This window comes from Arthrobacter sp. G119Y2, from assembly GCF_038069765.1.
GTDB lineage: Bacteria > Actinomycetota > Actinomycetes > Actinomycetales > Micrococcaceae > Arthrobacter_B.
The window spans coordinates 72,048-89,890 of record NZ_JBBPFS010000004.1 but is presented as its reverse complement, the minus strand read 5'-3'; the positions used below and the strand labels follow the sequence as shown (position 1 = coordinate 89,890).

The 17,843-nt window shown below is 64.7% G+C and carries 19 protein-coding genes; 9 read left to right on the top strand and 10 right to left on the bottom strand.

All coding sequences use genetic code 11. The annotated features are described in order from the left end of the window. Positions 1-49 precede the first annotated feature (49 nt). Positions 50-958 (top strand): SDR family oxidoreductase, encoded by a 909-nt coding sequence (locus WKB88_RS09710; RefSeq protein WP_152221190.1) that lies wholly within the window; start codon positions 50-52, stop codon positions 956-958. A gap of 138 nt (positions 959-1,096) precedes the next feature. On the opposite strand, the gene WKB88_RS09705 is transcribed toward WKB88_RS09710, so the two are convergent. Next, a complete protein-coding gene (locus WKB88_RS09705) occupies positions 1,097-2,101 on the bottom strand; it encodes a hypothetical protein (RefSeq protein ID WP_341394361.1) in 1,005 nt (334 codons plus the stop codon). Between the two features lie 131 nt (positions 2,102-2,232). Between WKB88_RS09705 and WKB88_RS09700 the strand changes: the two genes are divergently transcribed. Continuing rightward, a complete protein-coding gene (locus WKB88_RS09700; RefSeq protein ID WP_341394360.1) occupies positions 2,233-2,733 on the top strand; it encodes a DUF456 domain-containing protein in 501 nt (166 codons plus the stop codon). A gap of 6 nt (positions 2,734-2,739) precedes the next feature. On the opposite strand, the gene WKB88_RS09695 is transcribed toward WKB88_RS09700, so the two are convergent. Continuing rightward, a complete protein-coding gene (locus tag WKB88_RS09695; protein ID WP_341394359.1) occupies positions 2,740-4,272 on the bottom strand; it encodes a S10 family peptidase in 1,533 nt (510 codons plus the stop codon). Between the two features lie 213 nt (positions 4,273-4,485). Here WKB88_RS09695 and WKB88_RS09690 point away from each other — a divergent pair, with 213 nt between their 5' ends. Further along, entirely contained in the window at positions 4,486-5,367 is an 882-nt protein-coding gene (locus WKB88_RS09690) for a manganese catalase family protein (protein WP_341394358.1), read from the top strand. A 19-nt stretch (positions 5,368-5,386) separates the two neighbouring features. On the opposite strand, the gene WKB88_RS09685 is transcribed toward WKB88_RS09690, so the two are convergent. The 5 genes from WKB88_RS09685 to WKB88_RS09665 form a co-directional block, all read right to left on the bottom strand. Next, complete coding sequence (locus WKB88_RS09685) at positions 5,387-5,671, bottom strand: hypothetical protein (RefSeq protein WP_341394357.1); 285 nt, start codon at positions 5,669-5,671, stop codon at positions 5,387-5,389. Between the two features lie 98 nt (positions 5,672-5,769). Beyond that, the gene (locus WKB88_RS09680) at positions 5,770-6,489 is read right to left on the bottom strand and encodes a GAF and ANTAR domain-containing protein (protein ID WP_341394356.1); all 720 of its coding nucleotides are present in this window, start codon (positions 6,487-6,489) and stop codon (positions 5,770-5,772) included. 174 nt (positions 6,490-6,663) lie between these two features. Then, positions 6,664-6,864, bottom strand: a complete 201-nt coding sequence (locus WKB88_RS09675) for a hypothetical protein (protein WP_341394355.1) — start codon at positions 6,862-6,864, stop codon at positions 6,664-6,666. Positions 6,865-6,908: 44 nt separating this feature from the next. Beyond that, entirely contained in the window at positions 6,909-7,268 is a 360-nt protein-coding gene (locus WKB88_RS09670) for a hypothetical protein (RefSeq protein WP_341394354.1), read from the bottom strand. Positions 7,269-7,410: 142 nt separating this feature from the next. Next, positions 7,411-8,139 carry a GAF and ANTAR domain-containing protein gene (locus WKB88_RS09665; protein WP_341394353.1) on the bottom strand — a complete coding sequence of 243 codons (729 nt, stop codon included), beginning with the start codon at positions 8,137-8,139 and terminating at the stop codon, positions 7,411-7,413. 175 nt (positions 8,140-8,314) lie between these two features. Between WKB88_RS09665 and WKB88_RS09660 the strand changes: the two genes are divergently transcribed. Together WKB88_RS09660 and WKB88_RS09655 are read left to right on the top strand one after the other, a co-directional pair. Next, the gene (locus WKB88_RS09660) at positions 8,315-9,196 is read left to right on the top strand and encodes a manganese catalase family protein (protein WP_341394352.1); all 882 of its coding nucleotides are present in this window, start codon (positions 8,315-8,317) and stop codon (positions 9,194-9,196) included. A 107-nt stretch (positions 9,197-9,303) separates the two neighbouring features. Next, complete coding sequence (locus tag WKB88_RS09655) at positions 9,304-10,368, top strand: glycosyltransferase (protein WP_341394351.1); 1,065 nt, start codon at positions 9,304-9,306, stop codon at positions 10,366-10,368. Here WKB88_RS09655 and WKB88_RS09650 read toward each other — a convergent pair. Continuing rightward, on the bottom strand, positions 10,281-11,726 hold the full coding sequence (locus WKB88_RS09650; protein ID WP_445818906.1) for a DHA2 family efflux MFS transporter permease subunit: 1,446 nt from the start codon (positions 11,724-11,726) through the stop codon (positions 10,281-10,283). The two genes, WKB88_RS09655 and WKB88_RS09650, sit on opposite strands and share 88 nt — an antisense overlap. A gap of 404 nt (positions 11,727-12,130) precedes the next feature. Here WKB88_RS09650 and WKB88_RS09645 point away from each other — a divergent pair, with 404 nt between their 5' ends. Next, positions 12,131-13,483, top strand: coding sequence for an MFS transporter (locus WKB88_RS09645; RefSeq protein WP_341394349.1), 1,353 nt, complete (start codon positions 12,131-12,133; stop codon positions 13,481-13,483). 94 nt (positions 13,484-13,577) lie between these two features. Further along, positions 13,578-14,699, top strand: a complete 1,122-nt coding sequence (locus WKB88_RS09640; protein ID WP_341394348.1) for an alcohol dehydrogenase catalytic domain-containing protein — start codon at positions 13,578-13,580, stop codon at positions 14,697-14,699. Here the strand turns inward: WKB88_RS09640 and WKB88_RS09635 are convergent. Next, complete coding sequence (locus tag WKB88_RS09635) at positions 14,696-15,097, bottom strand: META domain-containing protein (protein ID WP_341394347.1); 402 nt, start codon at positions 15,095-15,097, stop codon at positions 14,696-14,698. The genes WKB88_RS09640 and WKB88_RS09635 overlap by 4 nt on opposite strands. Positions 15,098-15,301: 204 nt before the next feature. On the opposite strand from WKB88_RS09635, the gene WKB88_RS09630 reads away from it, so the two are divergent. Continuing rightward, positions 15,302-15,622: a hypothetical protein gene (locus WKB88_RS09630; RefSeq protein ID WP_341394346.1), complete on the top strand. Its 321-nt coding sequence runs from the start codon at positions 15,302-15,304 to the stop codon at positions 15,620-15,622. 3 nt (positions 15,623-15,625) lie between these two features. On the opposite strand, the gene corA is transcribed toward WKB88_RS09630, so the two are convergent. Further along, complete coding sequence (gene corA / locus WKB88_RS09625) at positions 15,626-16,621, bottom strand: magnesium/cobalt transporter CorA (protein WP_341394345.1); 996 nt, start codon at positions 16,619-16,621, stop codon at positions 15,626-15,628. 177 nt (positions 16,622-16,798) lie between these two features. Here corA and WKB88_RS09620 point away from each other — a divergent pair, with 177 nt between their 5' ends. Continuing rightward, the gene (locus tag WKB88_RS09620) at positions 16,799-17,800 is read left to right on the top strand and encodes an acetamidase/formamidase family protein (protein ID WP_341394344.1); all 1,002 of its coding nucleotides are present in this window, start codon (positions 16,799-16,801) and stop codon (positions 17,798-17,800) included. The last annotated feature ends 43 nt before the right edge of the window (positions 17,801-17,843 follow it).

The following is a 17,843-nucleotide window of genomic DNA, read 5'->3' as shown; positions in this document are numbered from 1 at the left end:
GGGACGGGCGTACCGCATGCAGAATGACCTACCGAAAGTGGGAAACTCCATGACAAACGGCAGCACAAACGATCAGTACACCTTCCAGAACCCGGTGGACCGCTTCCCGACGATTACGCCGCCCAAGCAGGACCAGCCCGAGCCCGGCCTGGATGCAGACCTTGAGCCGAAGACGGACCGCGGCGAGGAATCCTACCGCGGCACCGGCCGGCTGGAAGGGCGCAAGGCTCTCATTACCGGGGCCGACTCCGGCATCGGCGCGGCAGTGGCCATCGCCTACGCCCGGGAAGGTGCCGACGTCGCGCTGGCCTACCTGCCCGAGGAAGAGGAAGACGCACAGGAAATTGTCCGCCTCGTTGAGGCTGCCGGCCGCAAGGCCGTGGCGCTTCCCGGCGACGTCCGCGACGCAGCGTACTGCGCCCAGCTGGTGTCCGACGCCGTCGAGGCCCTGGGCGGGCTGGACATCCTCGTGAACAACGCGGGCAAGCAGGTTGCCGTGGAGAACCTCGAGGACCTCTCTGACGAACAGCTCGATGACACGTTCAAGACCAACATTTACGCGTTCTTCCGCATCACCAAGGCCGCGCTGCCGCACCTGCCGGCCGGATCGAGCATCATCAACACCACGTCCATCCAGGCGTACAACCCGTCGCCGTTCCTGTTGGATTACGCCAGCACCAAGGCGGCCATCAACAACTTCACCAAGGGCCTGGCCCAGCAGCTGGCACCCAAGGGCATCCGCGTCAACGCGGTGGCTCCGGGGCCGTTCTGGACGCCGCTGCAGGTGTCCGACGGACAGCCCAAGGAGATGCTGCCGGAGTTCGGCAAGGACACTCCGCTGGGCCGCGCCGGCCAGCCGACCGAGCTCGCCCCGGCCTACGTCTTCCTGGCGTCGCCCGAGTCCAGCTACGTGATCGGCGAAACCCTGAACGTCAACGGCGGCACGCCCTCGCCGTAAGCAGGGCTCAGCCAAGCTGCCTTAGCGCCAAGCTGCCTTAACAAGGACCGGCCCGCACCTTTTCGAAGGTGCGGGCCGGTTTGCTGTTAATCGGGTGGAGCCGTCCTGGGAGGAGCGGTCCTGGAAGGAGCCGTCCTGCTAGGCGCGGACGTCGGCGTCGCTGTAGTCCGCGCGGTCGATGCGGCGGTGGTAGCGCATGCCGGCAAGGCCGCCGAGCAGTGCACCGATGAGCGTCGCGGCCAGCGTGGCGGCAACGGCGAGCCAGGTTACGGCGCTTGCTCCGCCGAGATCCTCGGGCAGCGGCGCGACGGTGTTCAGCTGGGTGATGCTGCGGATGTCATCCCCGAAAATCAGTCCCAGCACCACCACAACCACTCCGGCAATCAGGGCCCAGAGCCAGACCGCCAGGCCCTGCTTCAGGCCGTTGAAGCGGGCCATCCGGCCGGCCACGTAACCACCGGCGTAATACGCGAGCAGGAGGATCACCAGCAGGATCACTGTCCCGATAATGCCGGCGCTCTGGTTGGCCATTGCCTGGTCGAGGGACTGGCCCAGGTCATTGTCGGTGGAGAAGCCGACGGCGGCACCGATGGCGGCGGCCAGTGCTGAGAGGAGTACCACCATGCCGGTGGCGGTCAGCCAGCCGAAAAAGGCCGCACCAAACTTCATGCCGCCGAACCGTTCCTTTTCCATGGCCAGCAGGGCCTCACGGTTTGCCTTGCCGGGCAGTGCCGTGCGGCTGTCGGTGCCGCGGCCGCTGCCTGCCGTAGCCCGTCCGTCATCCATCCCGCGGTCTCCGGACCGGGAGCCGTCGCCGGCGTAGTCGGCATCGGGATCCTTGGTGGCGCTCAGGGGCATGGCCCGGGTGCGGCCGTCGTCGTCGTGCTGCGGGCCGCTGTGCCCGGCGTCGGGGGAGGCTCCGGACGATGCCGTCGAAGAGGCCCCGGCCGCGGTTGCCCCGGCTGCCGGAGGTGCCCCGGCATCACTGTTGCCGGCGGGAAGGACCTGGGTTTCGTCCGCTGACGGGACCCGGCCGGAACGGTCCCGCAGGCGTCCGCCGTCCGGTCCCACCGGGTTGCCGGTGCTGCCGGTGGAGCCGTCGGATGCTCCGGGCCGGCCATTGTTGCCTGAGTCGGTGCTCATCTGTCTCTCCTGATGCAATTGGGTGCAGACCGGGGTTGCCGCTCTGTAAGCAAGCTTAGTATCGACCGCCGCGGGTTGGCGACCGACGTGCCGCAGCCGGTGCGCCGGGACCCGGGTGGAAGACTGGGGGGATGGACCCCGACATCATCATCACCGTCATTGCCGCCCTGGCCATCGCCGTGGGCATGACGGGCATAGTCATTCCGGTTCTGCCGGGCAGCATCCTGATCATTGCCGCGCTGCTGGGATGGGCTTTGGGCATGCAGAGCGCCGCTGCCTGGTGGGCCTTCGGCGTCGGTGCAGTGCTGGCCGCGGCCGGCCTGCTGTCCAGTGCGGTGCTGACCGGCCGCCGGCTGAAACAGCGGAAGGTCCCCAATGCCTCGGTCCTGGCCGGGGTGGTGGTGGGAATTGTGGGGATGTTCGTCATTCCCGTGGTGGGGCTGATCATCGGGTTCACCCTCGGGCTGCTGCTGAGTGAATTCCTGCGCCGGCGCAGCCTGCCGCAGGCCTGGTCTGCCAGCTATGCGGCACTGAAGGCCATGGGCCTGGGCATCCTGCTGGAGCTCGCCTTCGCCTTTGCGGCCGGCACTGTCTTTGTCGGCGGGATCTGGTGGCACTTCGCCTCCCGGTAGCCCCGCTCAGCCGGCGCTGACAAACTCCCGCAGCGCGGCGAGCTGGTCCACCCGGCACCCGGGGTTCACGTACATCATGTGTCCGGCCTCGTAGTAGTGGTGCGAAAACCTTGACCGCGCTGCGTCGTCCAGCCGCATGTGTGCCCAAACGTACTCCGCGGCGAAATGGGGCGTTGCGCCGTCGTGGTATCCGTAGTCCACATGCACCCGCAGGGAGGGAATGTGCGCCAGGAGGCGCTCCAGCGTGTCGGTAACGTCCACGGGAACCCCTTCAAAGTTTTTGTAACTCCAGGGCTGCACCCGGCCGGTGAGGATTTCATAGGGCAGGTCGTTCTCGTAGCCCAGTTCGGCCCGCACGTAGTGGTTGACCGCCGACGAGTACGGCCCGTTGATGGCTGCCAGGCTGGGATCGTCCCAGTTGATGGAATCCTGCTGATGGGCCGCCGGTGCAGTGAAACGGCCATCGATCCGGCCCACCACCAGGTTCTCGTCCCGCAGCAGTTCTGCGGAGAACTGCGCGTAATCCCAGCGCAGATTGGTGCGCCGGATGAATCCGCGGTCAAGGGTGGTGATCTCGGCCAGCCGGCCGACGACGTCGTCGAACTCTTCCGCGCTGAGCCGCGCTCCCTGCGTGAGGGCGTAGCCGAAGTCCCGGCCCGCATACGCCTCGGCTTCGCGCACCACGTCGGCCAATTCCCGGTCCCCGTGCCGGCCGTGGAAATGCGCGATGGCCGCATAGGTGGGCAGGTGCAGCGCATAGGGCGTGTCGCGGCCCGGTGCGAAGTTCAGCGTGGCCATGTTCAGCACGGTGGAGATCAGGCCCAGCCCGTTCACCGCCATCCCGTAGGCGTCAAACAGGCGCCCGGCCACGGCGACCGCGCGCAGCGTGCCGTAGGACTCTCCCACCAGATACTTCGGGCTCAGCCAGCGGTTGTTGCGGGTGGTCCACAGCCTGATGACCTCGGCGACGAGATCCCGGTCCGCCTCGAAGCCGTGGAACTGGCCGGACTCAACGCCGTCCACCACCCGGGAGAAACCGGTGTTGACCGGATCGATCATCACCAGGTCCGCGTGCTCCAGCAGCGTTTCCGGGTTGTCCGTCAGCCCGAACGGGGGAGGGGTCAAGGATCCGACGTCCCCGGAGTCCACCATGCGGGGCCCCAGCAGGCCCATGTGCAGCCAGACCGAAGAGGATCCCGGCCCGCCGTTGAAGGCGAACACTACGGGGCGCCGGTTGGCTGGTGCGGCAGTTTCCGCTGCGGTCTCCGGGGTGTTGGCGGCAGCCGCTGCAGGGGCGGGACTTTCCCCGTCTGCGGTGTAGGCCACGAGGAAAATCTCCGCCCGGGGCCGGAACCCGTCCGCCTTGCCGTCCTTGGTTTCTTCGCTCCGCAGCACCATGCGCCCGGCGGTGGTGGTGTAACGGAGTCCGGAAGGCAGGGTGTGGCGGCGGACAACGAAGTCGTCGCTGGCTTCTTCCATCGGGGAGGGCTGGCTCGAGGGCTGGTTTCCGGCGTCCCGGGGCTGATCGTCATGGGGCATTGGGGTAGTCTAGCGACTCCTGAGGGTGGGGCCGGTCATAGGACCGGAGGCTTGCCGCGGAACCGGCAGCGAGTTGGAAAAGGAAATTGATAAGTAAGCTGATTACCCTTCCGGCGGGAGGGGTGCCGGGATTACGTTGGGCACACGTGCACCGGCTTGCCGGCCCCTGACGGAGGTGCGGAACCGGGTGCTTCAACCCTCCCGGAGGTACATATGTTTTTCCACAAGCAGGAGCTTCAATTCAAGTCCACGCCTGACCAGCCCGATGCCGTTTATGCCCGCAAGCTTCAGGAAGTCCTGGGCGGACAGTACGGTGAAATCACGGTGGCTCTGCAGTACGAATTCCAGGCCTGGAATGCGCACGTTCCGGGCAAGTACCGTGACCTGTTGTTCGGGATCGGCGCCGAGGAAATGGGCCACGTCGAGATGCTGGCCACCATGATCGCCCAGCTGCTGGAAAAGGCTCCGCTGGGGATTACGTCGGATGCCGTGCAGGACGATCCCACGGTGGCGGCAGTGGTGGGCGGAATGGATGTCCAGCATGCCATCGTGGCCGGCGCCGGCGCCCGTGCCGTTGATTCCAACGGAAACCCCTGGCAGGGCAGCTACATCACCGCCAGCGGCAACCTGCTGGCCGACTTCACGGCCAACGCCAATGCGGAAATGCAGGGGCGCCTGCAGGTAGCCCGCCTGTATCACATGACCGACGACCACGGGGTTCGGGACCTGCTGTCCTTCCTGCTGGCGCGGGACACCATGCACCAGAACCAGTGGACCACCGCAGCACTGGAACTGCAGGCGGAGGGAGCGGAGCAGCTGCCCGTCCCGTCCAACTTCCCGCTGAACAAGGAATACCGCGAGGTTTCCTACCAGTACCTGAACTTCTCCGACGGCCAAACAGCGTCCGAGGGGAGCTGGGCTTCGGGGCCCACGCCCGACGGCCACGGCGAGTTCAGCTACCACGACGGACCGACGACGTCGGCTCCCATGCCGCCGCCCACCCACCCCGATTCCCGCTACTACGGCACCACCGAGCTGCCCAACGCCGTTGAAAAAACGGCCGGCGCCGTGCAGGACAAGCTGAACAAGGAGTAGGAACCTTTGCCGGTCCGGATCATCCCTGGTCCGGACCGGCATCCCTGCGGGGTCTGCCTGATTCCCGGCCGGACTCTCCTTCGGTGCGCAACTCATCGGAGGACTGCTCCCGGCGGTTGCCTGGACCGGCCAGGTCATCGTCGTCGCAGTAGGGTGCACGCAGCCGGGGAGGCAGGTCGTCAATCAGCTCGTTTGCCGCATGTGCCAGGATGTCGCGCTGCAGCGGGGGAAGGGACAAAGAACCGTTCAGGTACGCATCCACCTCATACTCCCCGGCCTCGCCGCCAATGCTGAAGTACTTCATCCAGAGCTGGGAAGTCCCGAGGCCAGCCTGGGTTAATGCCAACCTCAGCCGTCTCCGCTGTTCCGGTTCCACCGCATCAAAGCCCATTCTTCCCGTCCTTAGCCCTGGTGCTTTCCGCTGCCCGAGACAATCGACTCGGCGGCAGCGCGGAGAGTTGCCCTGCTGCTGCGTGCGATCTCAAGAAGGCGCGCCATGGAGTCGTCCTCGCTCAGGCCTTCGCGCTCCATGAGGACGCCCCGCGCAAAGGCAATGGAGTCACGGCTGGTGATGGCCTCCTTGAGCTGCCTGCTGAGGCGGCGGGGAGCCTGGGCGGACTGAACGTTGGCCAGCAGTGTGGCAGCCGGACCGGCAAAGAGGGTCAACAGCCGTTCGCTGCGCGCGTCGAAGGCGCCCGGGAGCTTCGAATAAACCTTGATGGCTCCGAGTGACTCGGTTTGGAAGACCAGCGGTGCGCTCAGGACGGAACGCAGCCCCAGTGCGGCGGCCCGCGGGGTCCAGAGGCGCCACCGTTCTTCAGTAGCCAGATCGTCCGAGCGCACGATCCCCGTTGCTGCCCAGGACGTGATGCACGGGCCTTCACCGAGTTCGTACTGCAGTGCATCGGCCTGCTTCACGATATCGTCGGTGGCTCCGCGGCTGGTTCGGCGCCCCTGTTCGTCCATCAGGGACACGCCCGCCCCCGAGGTTCCCGGAATGGCTTCCTTTGCAGCATCAGCAAGAAGGTCCACTGCATGACCGACCGTTTCCTCGGTCAGCAGCAGCCCCTGAATCCGGGCAAAAGTGGTGGACAATTCATCGAGCGGAAGGTCGGCAGCCATACTGGGCCTCGCATTCGTTTCGGGGCCAGTGAGTGCCGGTCCGACGGTGGGCCGCGTGAGAGGGACAGTGCTTGGAGACAGTGTCCGTGCCACGCTCGGATATATCCGATACTACACAGACCAACGCAAAATTTCGGCCCCCGCCGGAGAGGTTGTGCGGCTTGTGCAGCTGGCTCAGGCTGGGCGGTCCAAGACCTGAGGACTGTCCGCTCGCTGGCTCAGGACATCAGCCAGGGCGTTGTACCAGTCAGCGGCTTCCAGCGACGGATAGTCGGTGTCCAGCTGCTCAAAAACCCGGTCCGCCAGTCCCTGCAGGGTAGGGGTCGGCAGGGCTGCCAGGCCATGGGCGTCAGTCGGGTCGGTGGGAAGCCCCATTGAGTTCAACTGGTCGGGGAAAAAAGGTTTCAGGTATCTGGTTCTCACCAGTCAGCCCCCCTCATGGTGCTGCGGCCGGTCCCGGCTGAAACGTAGGCGCGGGCAGGGCATTCCGGCAGGATGTCCGGCGCCTGGATCCGCAGTGTCAGCGGAGCGCCCGTCAATGACTCGGCCGACATGGAGCGCAGCCCCTGCAGGTAGGCAAGCCCCTCGGCGTCTATGTGTCTGGCACACAGGAGGCTCACCGTGACGAAATGGTGTCCGCCGGGGATGAGGTTTCCGAGGCGGCGGATCACCGGAAGGAGCGCCTGGGAACCGCCCAGGGTTAGACAGCCGGTAATTTCAATGACAGCAGAGGCCGGATCAAGGTCCAGCCGGATCAGTGCGTTAAGTTTATGTTCCATATCTTCCCCGGACCATGACGTGTTGGTGGAAAGCATGGCGCACTTCTGGGCCGTAACAACGGTAACGCCCGGGTCGCTGTGCCCGCAATCCCCCAGGCACCCTCACTTTGCACGGTGCTGACGAGGCTGGGACGGCCGAGGCTTACGTGTCGAAATGTGTCTGCGGTGCTGGTTCACCTACGGAGGCTACGAGCTGTGCAGCCAGGTCCCGGAGCTTCATGTTGCTCCGCCCGGACGCTGTCCGCAGGATGGTGAACGCTTCGTGCTGGCTGCAGCGGTTCTGGCCCATAATGGTTCCCACCGCAAGATCGATCACCGTCCGTGACTCCAAGGCAGCAGCCAGGTCAACGGCGTTGTCTTCGCGGACCGAGAACCGTACGGCCGGCCGCAGGGGCTTGGCTGCCCTCCCGGCGTATTCCTCGGCTGCGGCAATCGTCGGGGCGTCCAGGGCATCGGGGCGTCTTGAGTAGAGGTTGAGGGCTGCGGATCCGTCCGATTCGAGGTTGAACGGCACGGCAGCCAGCGAAGCAATACCGTGCTCCCGGAGAACTGCGGCATATTCGGGCCATCGCGTCTCGCGACCCAGATCGGAAAGATGGACCGTGGCCTGCTCCCGTGCAGCATAAAGGCACGGTCCCTCGCCGAAGTCGTTCTGGATCTCGTCCAGCCGGTGCGCCCGCTCATCGCTGAAGGCAACGCGGATCCGTTTCCGGTCCCGCAGCAGGGTCAGGCCGCAGATAACTTCAGAGTCGTCCGTCGAGAAGCGCCTCGTCGAATAGTCCGCAAATCGGGAGAGGAATTCCTGCACATCAGCGCTGTCCAGAATCAGGTTCTGGAGATGATCACTGAGGACCTCGTCAAAGGCCTCCACCGGGGTTTTTCGCCCCTGGCCTGCACCGTTACTTGTGTGGAATACGCCATGCCCCCATGCAGCCGTAATAATACAAAGCTTGCTTACAAGTTTGTCTTTGGGCTAGCTTTTTCAGCATAAGACCGCAGGTCCCCCTCGCGGACCGTAAGCCGGAAACGTCTTTCGGAGGTGCAGATTGTTCTTTCATAAACAGGAGCTCCAGTTCAAGGCCACGCCTGACAAGCCGGATGCCGTCTATGCCCGCAAACTCCAGGAAGTCCTGGGTGGCCAGTACGGTGAGATTACCGTTGCCATGCAGTACGGCTTCCAGGCCTGGAACTCCCACATCCCCGGCAAGTACCGGGACCTGCTCTACGGGATCGGCGCCGAGGAGATGGGCCACGTGGAGATGCTGGCGATCATGATCGCCCAGCTGCTGGAAAAGGCGCCGCTGGGCATTACCGAAGACGCCGTTCAGTCCGACCCGACAGTGGCGGCCGTCGTCGGCGGCATGGACGTCCAGCAGGCCATCGTTGCCGGTGCCGGAGCACGCCCCGTGGACTCCAACGGAAACCCCTGGCAGGGCAGCTACATCACCGCCAGCGGCAACCTGCTGGCTGACTTCACGGCCAATGCCAACGCGGAAATGCAGGGCCGGCTTCAGGTCGCCCGGCTCTACCACATGACCGATGACCACGGGGTGCGGGACATGCTGTCCTTCCTGCTGGCGCGGGACACCATGCACCAGAACCAGTGGATGGCGGCGGCGAAGGAACTGCAGGCGGAAGGCGCCGAACTGCTGCCCGTTCCGTCGAACTTCCCGATCAAGAAGGAAGAACGGTCCGTGTCTTACCAGTACCTGAACTTCTCCGACGGGAAGGCTGCGTCCGAGGGGACCTGGGCTTCGGGCCCCACGCCCGACGGCCACGGCGAGTTCAGCTACCACGAGGGACCGACGACGTCGTCGCCCATGCCGCCGCCCACCCGCGTGGATGCCCGCTACTACGGCACCACCGATCTGCCGAACGTCGTCGAGAAGATGGCTGGCAGCATGCAGGACAAACTGCACAAGGAATAGCAGGACCGCTCCGCGGCTGCCCCTTCCCGACAGTCGCGGAGCGCCGGCCGCCGGAGCAGTAGCCACGGGGACGGACTGCGGGGCCGGTGCGGGGGCAAGGAGGAAACGTGACGAGTGGAGGGCCGCAGCTGTCGGAGGCCGGATACATACTGCCGCTCAAATGGCACGACGACGCGGATCTGGAACCGCTGTGCTCTTATCTGGAGGAGCTGAGCCGCTGGATCCCGGTCCTGGTGGTTGATGGATCACCTCCGGAGGTGTTTGCTGCCCACGCCCGTGCCCTTCCCCGTGCAGTGCGCCACTGCCGGCCCCGGCACTCGGGTTGCGCCAACGGAAAAGTGGCGGGGGTGCTGACCGGTGTCCAGTTGATGGAGCGCGAATACCTCGTAATTGCCGACGACGACGTGCGGTACACGCGTGCGGCGCTGGAGCGCGCCGTCGCGCTGCTGGCAGGGGCCGACGTCGTCCGTCCCCAGAATTTTTTCCCTGGCCCGCTTCCCTGGCATGCCCGCTGGGATACGGCCAGAACGCTGATCAACCGGGCCTTCGGATCGGATTACCCCGGGACGCTTGTTCTCCGCAGATCAACCCTTCAGGCCGCCGGGGGGTACAGCGGAAACGTGTTGTTCGAAAACCTGGAGCTGCTGCGGACCGTCCGCGCAGCGGGGGGACGCGAGATCAGGGCTGATGACCTGTTTGTTCCCCGGGTCCCGTGTTCGGCTCCGCACTTTCGGCGCCAGCGGGTGCGGCAGGCCTATGACGACTTTGCCCAGCCCGTGCGCCTGGCCGCCGAGCTGGCGCTGCTTCCCGCAATACTGGTGTGCCTGCGGAAACCTGCGGGGTTGGCGGCACTCGCGGCTGCGGGCATTCTCGCGGCCGAAGCGGGCCGGCGGCGGGCGCACGGCGCCGGGGTGTTCAGCCCTGGTGCCGCACTCTGGGCCCCGCTGTGGATACTGGAGCGGGCGCTGTGTGTGTGGCTCGCAGTGGGCTGGCGTCTGCGCGGAGGCATTCCCTACGGCGACTCGCGGCTGCGCACGGCCGGACACTCAGTACGCCGGCTCCGCAGGATGCGCGCGGCCGGGGGTCACTGCCCGCGGGAGGATTTCTCCGTGCCGGGGGTGGCTGCCGGGGAGGATCCGGCTGCGGCCTTTTCCGCGGCGGGGCGGGCGTAAAAGAGAGCCGTGGCCAGGCCGATCAGAATCACGACGCCGGGCAGGTACAGGGACTGGCCCATGGCTGTTGCATAGCCGGCGGCCAGCGGTTCCGGCAGGACGCCGCCCGATGCCTGTCCGCCGTCCGCGTCGGCACCCAGTTGTGCACTAAGACGGGACTGCATCATGGCGGCAATCGCGCTGCTGCCGATAACGGCGCCAAACTGCCGGGTGGTGTTGTAGACACCGGAGCCGGCGCCGGCAACGTAGGGGGCAAGATTCCGGGTGGCGGTCAGGGACACTGGAGACCAGATGCAGGAATTGGCCAGGCCCATGAGTGCGACGGGCAGCATCAGCAGCCAGTACGGCGTATCCGGGGTCAGGATGCTCCCGAGCCAGAACAGGGATACGGACAGGGCTGCGAAACCTGCGACGGCCATGAATTTCGGGTTGCCCCGCTGGGCGAGTTTGCCCGCCAGCGGTGCCAGCACGCCCGAAAGCACCGCCATGGGTGTCAGCAGCAGTGCCGCCTGGGTGGGGCTGAGGCCGCGGACGGTCTGCGCATAGAGGATCAGCGGCAGTGAGAATGCCGTAATGGCGAACCCCATCGCAGTGATGGAAGCGTTGGCGAGTGAGAAGTTGCGGTCCCGGAACAGGCTCAGCGGCAGGAGCGGTTCGCTGCGGTTCACCTGCTGCCAGAGGACAAAGAGTGCCAGCAGGACGAGGCCCGCAATGATCAGTGACCACACGGACAGCGGACCGGCAATCGTGCCCCAGTTGTACGATTCGCCTTCCTGGATGCCGAACACCAGGCAGAACATCCCGGCAGCGCTGAGGAAGACGCCCGGCAGATCGAAGCGGTGCACGGCTGTGGGGAGCTTCGGCACGAGGCGGAATGCCAGGATGAACCCGACAACTCCCACGGGAACATTGATAAAGAAAATCCATTCCCAGCCCAGGCTGTCCACGAGGACGCCGCCCAGGACCGGGCCCACCAGAGTGGCCACGCCCGCCGTCGCGCCCCACAGCCCGAGAGCGGTCCCGCGGTTCTGCGGCGGGAAGATCCGGGTGATGACGGACATCGTTTGGGGCGTCATCAGTGCTGCGCCCAGGCCCTGCACCACCCGGGCCAGGATGAGCATGTCCACAGTGTCGGCGAAGCCGCACCAGGCGCTGGATCCGGTGAAGACCACCAGTCCCGCAAGGTAGATGCGCCGGGGGCCGAAGCGGTCGCCGAGCCTGCCGGTGACCAGCAGCGGCACTGCGTAGGCCAGGAGGTAGGCGCTGATGACCCAGATGACCTTGTCGATGTCGGCGCTCAGGTCGGCCATGATGGCCGGGGTGGCCACATTCACGATGGTGGAATCCACCAGAATCATGAAAAAGCCGATGACGAGCGACCAAAGGGCCGGCCAGGGTTTAAGGGTTCCCGGTTTGATGGTGTCCAAGGGGAAGGCGCCGTTCGGTGGGGGATGGGGATGGGATGGGGTCCGGTGGGGACTGCGGATGGGCATGCGGGATGAGGCAGGTCAGAAACCGAAAACCATTCTGAACCTCTTTTGCCGCCCTTCCAACCCCCAGCCCGGCCAGCCCGGGCTCGGTTGCAGCATCGCTTCATTTACCCGGCCCGTCTTCGTCATAAACGGGCATCTCGGGTCGCCTTCTGTGATCTACCTCTCATTGGGTGTATTTTTACCGCAGGCAGTGACCGACCGTTCTTTCAGTTATTGCCTGCGCACCCGCTGATCACACAGCTGACCCCCCAGACAACAACGGAGTTTTCATGAGCAACAACACTGCAGCGAAGCCCCACGGGCGCATGACGCATGAGGAACGGAAAGTCCTCGCCGGAACGCTGGTCGGCACGACCATCGAGTGGTACGACTTCTTTATTTATGCCCAGGCTGCCGGCCTCGTTCTGGCGACCCTGTACTTCGGCCCCGTCAGCGAGGGGCCGCTGGGGCAGGTGGTCTCCTTTGCGACCATCGGTATCAGTTTCCTCTTCCGTCCGCTGGGCGCCGTCGTCGCCGGGCACCTCGGCGACAAGCTGGGTCGGAAAAAAATGCTGGTCTTCACCCTGCTCATGATGGGCGCGTCAACGGCCCTGATCGGCCTGGTTCCCACCTACGCTCAGATCGGCGTTGCCGCTCCGATCCTGCTGGTGCTGCTGCGCATCCTGCAGGGCTTCTCCGCCGGCGGAGAATGGGGCGGTGCGGCCCTGCTTTCGGTGGAACACGCACCGGTTAACAAGCGCGGGCTCTTTGGGGCCTACCCCCAAATCGGTGTTCCCATCGGCATGATTCTGGCGACCTTCGTCATGTACGTACTGAGCACCACCCTCAGCGAGGAGCAGTTCCTGTCCTGGGGCTGGCGGATCCCGTTCCTGTTCTCCGTGGTGCTGATCGGCGTCGGGTATTTCATCCGCCGTTCCGTTTCGGAAAGTCCCGTCTTCAAGGAAATCCAGGAACGCAAGAAGGAGTCCTCCGCACCGCTGGCCCAGCTGTTCAAGCACAACACCCGCGAAGTGATCCTGAGCGCCCTGATCTTCATCGCCAACAACGCCGCGGGCTACCTGGTCATCGCTTTCTTCGCCTCCTATGCCACGGGCAAGGTCGACGCCGGAGGGCTGGGCATGCACCGGCCTTCAGTCCTGCTCGCCACCACCCTGGGCTCCTTCGGCTGGCTGATCTTTACGTTGTACGGCGGGATACTCTCCGACCGGATTGGCCGCATCAAGACGTTCCAGATCGGCTACGCGTGGGTCTTCCTCTGGTCCGTACCGATGTTCCTGCTCATCGACACTGCCAACATCGTGCTGTTTGCGGTATCCATCTTCGTGCTCACCATTGGGTTGGGGCTCTCCTACGGTCCGCAGTCGGCCCTGTACGCGGAGATGTTCCCGGCACGGGTGCGCTACTCCGGCGTCTCCATCGGTTACGCGCTCGGCGCGATTCTCGGCGGCGCGTTTGCCCCGACCATCGCGCAGATGCTGCTCAACGAGACGGGTTGGTCCCCGTCCATCGGTATCTACATCATGGTGCTGTGCGTCATCTCTTTTGTTGCCGTTTCCATGGTTCGGGAAACCAAGGGAGCGGACCTGCACGTGGAAGACGTCCAGACGCAGGGCCGCTCCTGATCCCGGGGCCTGAGAAATTGAGGCAGGGCTTCGGGAGGAACCGGTAGATTGCAGGAAAGAAGCCAGCTAACGGTCAACAGATGAGGCGGAGCGCATGAAAATCCGGGGTGCAGTTCTGGAACAGGTGGGTAAATCCGCAAAGTACGCGGACTCGCTGCCGCTCACGGTTTGTGATGTGGAACTTGATGCCCCGGAGCGCGGTGAAATCCTTATCCGGATAGAGTGCGCAGGAATCTGCCATTCGGATCTGTCCGTAGTGAACGGGGACCGGGTGCGGCCCGTGCCCATGCTGCTGGGCCACGAAGCCTCCGGCATCGTGGAAAGCGTGGGCGGCGACGTGTTGGACCTGGTCCCCGGGGACCGCGTGGTGATGACATTCCTGCCACGGTGCGGGTCCTGCCGGGGCTGCCAATCCAATGGCCTGCTGCCGTGCAGCGAGGGGACGGCGGCGAACACCGCGGGGACTCTGCTCTCCGGAGGAGTCCGGCTTCACCGGGGAGACGCCCAGGTGCTGCACCACCTGGGCGTCTCGGGTTTCGCCACCCACGCCGTCGTTGACCAGCGGTCGGTGGTGAAGGTGGACGCGGACGTTCCACCCGAGGTTGCTGCCCTGCTGGGGTGTGCTGTCCTGACCGGCGGAGGTGCCGTACTGAACCTGGCCAAGCCGGTGCCGGGGGACACCTTGATCGTGGTGGGCCTGGGCGGCGTCGGCATGGCCGCCCTGCTCACAGCCCGGGCGCTGGGGGCCGAAGTCATAGGCATCGATGCAAATCCTGACAAACTGGACCAGGCCGTGGCGCTGGGAGCTGCTGCTGCCTACAGCCCGGCGGATGCGCAGTCCGGAGCAATTACGGCGCCCGTGGTGGTGGAAGCGGCCGGGAACGCCCGGGCCTTCGAGACCGCCGTCGCCCTGACGGAGCCGGGCGGCACCACGATTACCGTGGGCTTGCCGGCACCGGATGCCATGGCCCGGGTTTCGCCGCTCACACTGGTTGCGGAGGCCCGGACGATCATCGGGAGCTATTTGGGCTCTGCCGTTCCGTCCCGGGATATTCCCGTCTTTGCCGATTTGTGGCGTCAGGGCCGGCTGCCGGTGGAAAAACTGGTCTCGTCCCGAATCGGGCTCGGGGATATCAACCGGGCCATGGACGATTTGGCTGAAGGGCGTGCCCTGCGGCAGATCATCCACTTCGATGAACCGGCCGGCCAGCCCTAGCGCCGGAGGGTGCCGATCGGTTCGCCGTCCGAATTGAACAATGCCAGCGTGTCACCGTCCACCTCGGCGGTGGCGGCTGCCGAGAGCCACGTGTCCACATCCTGGCACGCCATCAGGGTGGAGGCCATCTCCTTAAGCGCCACTGACGCGCCCTCCTGCGTCCAGTGACCCATCAGCCGGTTGCACCCGTCGGTTCCGCTAACGCGTCCGTCGGATGCAAAGTCCAGCGAGGGGGCACTGGAATCGCCGGTGTCACCCCACGTTCCTTCGACCGACGGCGTCCCGGAGCCCGGACTGTCAGCGCAGGAAGCCAAGGCGGCGACAACCAGCAGTGCCGCTGCCAGCCTGAGGGCGGCGGCCGGCAGCAGCCGTCCGCCGGGTGTCCTAAAACGCATCATGGCCGTCCTTTTCCTGTCAGCGGGAGAATGCCCGGATCGTATCTCTTATCCCCACCGGGAAGGGATCCGTCAATTGTCGCATTCCGGGGGCGGGCCGGAATAAGTTGGATCCTTGATGATGATCTGGGAGCGTGGAAACCGGGAATAGCAGGGCCGCAGCTTTCGACGTTCAACGAATTATTCGGAAATGGAGTGATCCAAAACATGGGTAAAGTCGGCGCGTGGCTGGGTATGACTGCAAATGGCACGGAAACCGGAGTCACCGGCAAAGTTCCTATGTGGCATGGCGTACGCACGGCCGTGAAGCTCACTTGGAGTGCCGTCTGGGCAGCCGTGGCGGCGGCGGTGTTCCTGCTGGCTAATCAGAGGATGCCGGAGGATGACGGGTTCGGGGGGTTCATCCCCCTGTATTTCGCCGTCACTGTTTTCATCGCTGGCATAGCAGTTACTGAACGCAATGCCGTGAGGGTCGCGAAACCAATGGAGAATACCGCAAAGACGGACTTCAGCGAGCCAGCAGGCTGAACGTCAGAGCCACTTGTTCCGCTTGAATGTGACATACAGGGCAACACCCATAACCACCATCGCCACCAGTGCCAGCGGATAACCCCATTCCAAGCCCAGCTCCGGCATGTGTTCAAAGTTCATGCCGTAGATGGTTCCCACCAGAGTAGGGGCAAAGAGGATGGCGGCCCAGGAAGAAATGCGCTTGACCTGCTCGTTTTGTTCAATGCTGGTTTCGGCAAGCCGGTTCGAGGCCAGCGTGGAGGCCAGGTTCAGGGCGTTCTCCAGCAGGGCGCGGTAAGCATTGACCCGGTCGATCAGCCGCAGCACGTGGTCCAGTACGTCCCCAAGGTTGTCCCGCAGCTCGGCGGGAACACCAAACTGGTCTGCGTTGCGCTGCAGGGCTCCCACCACGCCTTCCAGCGGAGAGAGCGCCCGCTGGAACTGGATAACCTCGCGGGAAAGTTCATAGATGCGGCGCGACACTTCGACGTCGCCGCCGAAGAGCTGGTCCTCGATCTCGTCGATGTCGTTCTCCAGCCCGGCGGCCACCGGCGCGTATTCATCCACCACCTGGTCCATCACGGCGTAGAGGACGGCATGGGGGCCAAGTGCCAGCAGGTCCGGCTCCTGTTCCAGCCGCTTGCGCACGCGGCCAAGATCCGGGGATTCGGCGTGCCGGACGGTGACAACAAAGTTGGGACCGACAAAGACGTGCAGCTCGCCGAACTCCACGCGCTCCACTTCATCGAGATAGCGGGCCGGGCGCAGCACCGCAAAGAGGGTGTCATCGTAGTGCTCCAGCTTGGCCCGCTGATGTCCGGCCAGGGCATCCTCCACGGTCAGCAGGTTCAGGCCGAATTCTTCGGCGACTGCCAGCAGCTCAACGTCGTCGGGCCGGTACAGGCCAATCCACGCCATCCCGCCGGACGTGCGCGTCAATTCGAAGGTCTCGTCGAGGTTGTCCGGAGTGTGTTGCCGCTTGCCGTCCACATACACACCGTTGTCGATCAAGGTCATGGACGTCCCCTAGCTGGTAGATCTGAGCTCCGGCCGCGGCTGATCCGGACCGGTGTCCATTATCCCTCCCGCCGGCAGCCGGAGGGACGGGCAAGCGTTTGCCGGTCAGTCGGAGGGGCTTTTTCGCGGCGCTCCAGACCTGTTGTTTGTGAAAAGCGGCGCCTATAGTATCCGGGCATGGAGACCGTCGAATACAGGCCCAGTCGTGAACAACTTGTCTATACCTTCGGGGGAGCAGCTCCGGTGCTGCGGATAAAACCGGGAACAGCGCTGAAATTATGGTCCGAGGATGCCTTCAACAATGCCTTGACGTCGGTTGAGGACCTGTCCAGTGAAAAAGTCGATTTGAATTTTGTGAATCCGCAGACCGGACCCTTTTATGTTGAAGGGGCAGAGCCCGGGGACACGCTGGCCCTGCATATCGTGGAGCTCTCTCCCGCCCGGAGTTACGGCGCGTCGGCCACTATTCCATTTTTCGGCGGTCTGACGAGTACCGACCGGACAGCGTTTTTGCAGGATCCGCTGCCCGACACCACCTGGATTTACCACGTTGACTCCGTACGGCAGACGGTGGGATTTCAGGCCCGCTTCGGAGACTTTGAGATTGCGCTTCCCCTTGAACCGATGCTCGGCACCGTGGGCGTAGCGCCGCCGGGCGGAGAGGTGCGCTCCTCGCTGGTGCCGGAGCGCTTCGGCGGCAACATGGATTCCCCGGAGGTAAAGGCTGGAACGACGGTCTACCTCGGGGTCAACCAAGAGGGTGCCTTGTTTTCCGTCGGTGACGGACACTACCGGCAGGGGGAGGGCGAAGCCTGCGGCACCGCCGTTGAGGGAGCGATGAATTCCACGATCATCGTGGAACTGATTAAGGGCGGAGCCCCGGCCTGGCCGCGGCTGGAGACCGACACGGAGTGGATGGCGGTTGGCTCCTCGCGTCCCATGGAGGACTCCTGGCGGATTGGGCAGGTGGAGATGGTTCGCTGGTTTGGTGAGCTTTTCGGGCTCCATCAGATGGATGCGTACCAGTTGCTGACCCAGACCGCGCTTGCCCCCATTGCCAACGCGGTGGACGCCAACTACAGCGTGGTAGTCAAGGCACGGAAGGCACTGTTTCCGCCGGCGGACGCCTATGAGGGTCTCCACGCCGATCTTCGCCGCCGCAGTACCGAACTCGTCTAACCAGTACCGAACTCGTCTAGCCAGTACCGAACTCGTTTAGCAT